The organism is Streptomyces sp. NPDC036822 (genome assembly GCF_055609145.1).
In genome coordinates this window covers 1-2,966 of the sequence record NZ_JBVJPY010000058.1, presented here as the reverse complement: position 1 = coordinate 2,966, position 2,966 = coordinate 1, and the positions used below count along the sequence as shown (strand labels likewise).

Here is a 2,966-nt window from a genome sequence, read left to right as displayed (position 1 = left end):
AGAAGTTCCTGGGCAAGCTCGACAAGGAAGTCCCGGCCGACCTCCAGGTCCACCTGATCCTGGACAACTACGCAACGCACAAGACACCCGACATCCAGAAGTGGCTGCTGGACCACCCTCGGTTCCACCTGCACTTCACACCCACCAGTGCGTCGTGGCTGAACCTGGTCGAGCGGTGGTTCGCCGAGCTCACGCAAAAGAAGCTCAGGCGCGGCGTCCACCGCTCCGTCCAATCCCTCGAACGCGACATCCGGTCATGGCCGGCCGACTGGAACAACCAACCCAGGCCCTTCGTCTGGACAAAGACCACCGACGAAATCCTCGACAAACTCGCCGCCTACTGCCACCGAATCTCTGACTCAGGTCACTAGCTTCAGGGCCGTCGTCTCTCGTCTCGCGGCCAGATAGCAATGGCGATCAGCACGGCGGCCCGCACTCCCAGCGGCGTGACCGGCCAGTAATGGGACAGCTCTCCCTTCTGCATGCACCGTGCGCCCCATATCCCGGACATGATCACCGCTCCACCGAGCCAGTAGCGCCATTCGGCCAGCCACTCCCTCAGATCTTTGCGGTCCTGCTCCGAGCCGGTCGGCGCCGGTGCGGGTAAGTCGGCTGTCAACGCAGCAAGTTCATCGGCTGTACGTGCCCGCAGGGCGCGCGTGGCACGGATTTCGTGCTCGTGCGGATCGAGTCGCCCCTCGGCCAGCGCCGCGGCCAGCACGCCGAGCGCCTCGTCGCGGTCGCGGTCCGAGACCCGCACAGCGGGCACCGCAGGCTTACGTCGGCCATCCACCACATGCCTCCTTTCAGCTGCGTGCAGCGCACCTGACGGAAGGTTAGAATACGACTGTATCTTAAAGATGGGAGTGCGACCGATGCCCAAGACCGTCGACAGGGAGGAACAGCGTCGGCAGATCGGTACGGCCCTGCTCCAACTGCTCGCCGAACGCGGCCTCGACGAGGTCAGCGTGCGCACCGTGGCCGCCGCAACGGGCCGTTCCCCCGGCGCCGTTCAGAAGTATTTCCGCACCAAGGACGAGATGCTCACGTTTGCCGCGGAGCTAGCCGGGGAGCGCATCGAGCACCGGATGGCTCAGGTGAACACCGCGCTGCCGCTGCGTAGGCGCTGCGCGACCTGATCCTGACCACGCTCCCCTTGGACTCCGAGAGACGCGCCGAGGCCACCGCGCAACTCGCCTTTGCGGTTTACGCGGCACACCACCCCAGCCTTGCCGCGATCCGGCGGCAGGTCGACCAGGATATCCGTGAGGCACTGGCCGCCTGGCTGGAGTCGGCCGGGCACAAAACCCACACGGCTGTCGTCGCTGATGCCGTCATCGCACTGTCCGACGGCCTGTCGCTGCGCATGCTGTACAGCCCACAGGAGCACGAGCACCTGGTCAAAGTCCTGGATCAGGCGCTGGGCACCCTGATGCGGTGAAAACCCGCTTCGAATGCTCCCGGCCGGTCCGCGTCACCGGCAGGGCATCGCCAACCGCCACAACTTCTGGAACGGTCGCCGTTCTGTGCGGTTGAGGATGAGTGCCGCGGGCCCGGGCGGGTTGTGAAGCAGCCGCAGAACATGGAGAGGCCCACCGGGCGGGGGGGGGTGACCGGGTGGGCCAGGCGAGGACCTCCGACGGGCAAACGCAGGAGCTCGCGGTCGGAGTGTGTCACGACCGGCCTGGATAGGGCAGGGAAACACCGAGGCTTTCAAGGCAGCCGTACGAAATCATGCTGATGGATGAACGGCGCAGTGACGCACGTGCGCCTCCTACCGTCAAGCCGCACGCATGTGTGTCCTGACCGCGGTGTCACAGGTCATCGCGACGGCGCCGAGGACGGCGAACGCCCAGGTCCCCCGGGCGGAATGCACCACCCTGTGATGCCGGCGGTAATCCCGTGCCGGAGGTGTGGCGCAGGGGGATGGTGAGCGCTCGGATCTATCGGTTCGGCGCTACACGGGTCGCCACAATTGACACGCGCACACTGCCCCCCCCACACACACAGGACGGCCGCATGATTGACCACCTCTCCTTGCAGTGCGCTGATCCGGACGAGTCGTCGTCGTTCTACCGGAGGGTTTTCGCCCCGCTCGGGATCACCGAAATCATGCGGCGTGAGACAGATGAGGGTCCCGTCATCGGCCTGGGTGGGACCGAAGGGTTCCCCCGCCTATGGCTCGGTCCGCTCGTCGACACCGGCCACCGCCCCGTGCACCTGGCCCTCGTCGCACCGTCGCGTGAGGCCGTCGACTCCGTGCACTCAGCAGCCCGGGACATCAGCGCAGAGGTGCTCCACTCACCCCGCGTATGGCCGGAATACCACCCTGGCTACTACGGCGTTTTCCTGCGCGACCCCGATGGCAACAACGTAGAGGCAGTGCACCATAGCTGGTGACACCGTCTGATCTCAGATCCAGGGGTGCCACCACGGTCGCTCTCAAAGGGACAGCCATCACCCCGGGACGGCCACACCGCTCGCCAGGAATCGAGCCCCCATCCGAAGGCTCCGCACTTTTCTCGGCCCCAGCCCAGTACTGAGCGCGGTCCACGCGGGCAGCCTGCACACGACACTCTGCGACAACTGGCCGGATGGCGGGTGGGGCCGTTTCACTCGATCGCCGCGCCACAAGGGGTCGAGGGAAAACGGTGTAATGCGTGACTGCTTCACCGGCGGCGCGAGGGCAGTGCGGCTCTGACGGTCAGGATCGCTGTCGGCAGGCCGGCACCCGTCGTGGTCAGGCGCCGGCCCGCTCGCCATAGTCTCAGCACAAGTGAGGGACAACCGCACCCCCGCTTATGCCTTCCGGTTCGGCAATCAGGAGAGGGAGGGGCGGTCCTCGAAGGCTGGGCGAGTCGGCCGCGTGGATCAGTGAGCCTTTTTCATCCTGCCCCTGAAGGGCTATAAGGCCTGGTCAGCTGGGGTGGTGACGTGGCAGAGCCCCCGGTCGTTGGCGGTGTTGA

Annotated in this window: 5 protein-coding genes; 4 read left to right on the top strand and 1 reads right to left on the bottom strand. The window is 66.1% G+C overall.

The genetic code is table 11. From position 1 onward, the window contains the following. The coding region (locus ACZ68P_RS36155; protein ID WP_471013612.1) for a transposase at positions 1-371 on the top strand (371 nt) is incomplete at its 5' end. Between the two features lie 2 nt (positions 372-373). On the opposite strand, the gene ACZ68P_RS36150 is transcribed toward ACZ68P_RS36155, so the two are convergent. Next, on the bottom strand, positions 374-793 hold the full coding sequence (locus ACZ68P_RS36150; RefSeq protein WP_471013610.1) for a DUF1707 SHOCT-like domain-containing protein: 420 nt from the start codon (positions 791-793) through the stop codon (positions 374-376). Between the two features lie 82 nt (positions 794-875). Here ACZ68P_RS36150 and ACZ68P_RS36145 point away from each other — a divergent pair, with 82 nt between their 5' ends. From ACZ68P_RS36145 to ACZ68P_RS36135, 3 genes are all read left to right on the top strand, one after another. Then, positions 876-1,139 (top strand): TetR family transcriptional regulator, encoded by a 264-nt coding sequence (locus ACZ68P_RS36145; protein ID WP_471013608.1) that lies wholly within the window; start codon positions 876-878, stop codon positions 1,137-1,139. Positions 1,140-1,156: 17 nt separating this feature from the next. Then, positions 1,157-1,441, top strand: a complete 285-nt coding sequence (locus ACZ68P_RS36140; protein ID WP_471013606.1) for a TetR family transcriptional regulator C-terminal domain-containing protein — start codon at positions 1,157-1,159, stop codon at positions 1,439-1,441. A gap of 578 nt (positions 1,442-2,019) precedes the next feature. Further along, positions 2,020-2,400 (top strand): VOC family protein, encoded by a 381-nt coding sequence (locus tag ACZ68P_RS36135; protein ID WP_471013604.1) that lies wholly within the window; start codon positions 2,020-2,022, stop codon positions 2,398-2,400. The last annotated feature ends 566 nt before the right edge of the window (positions 2,401-2,966 follow it).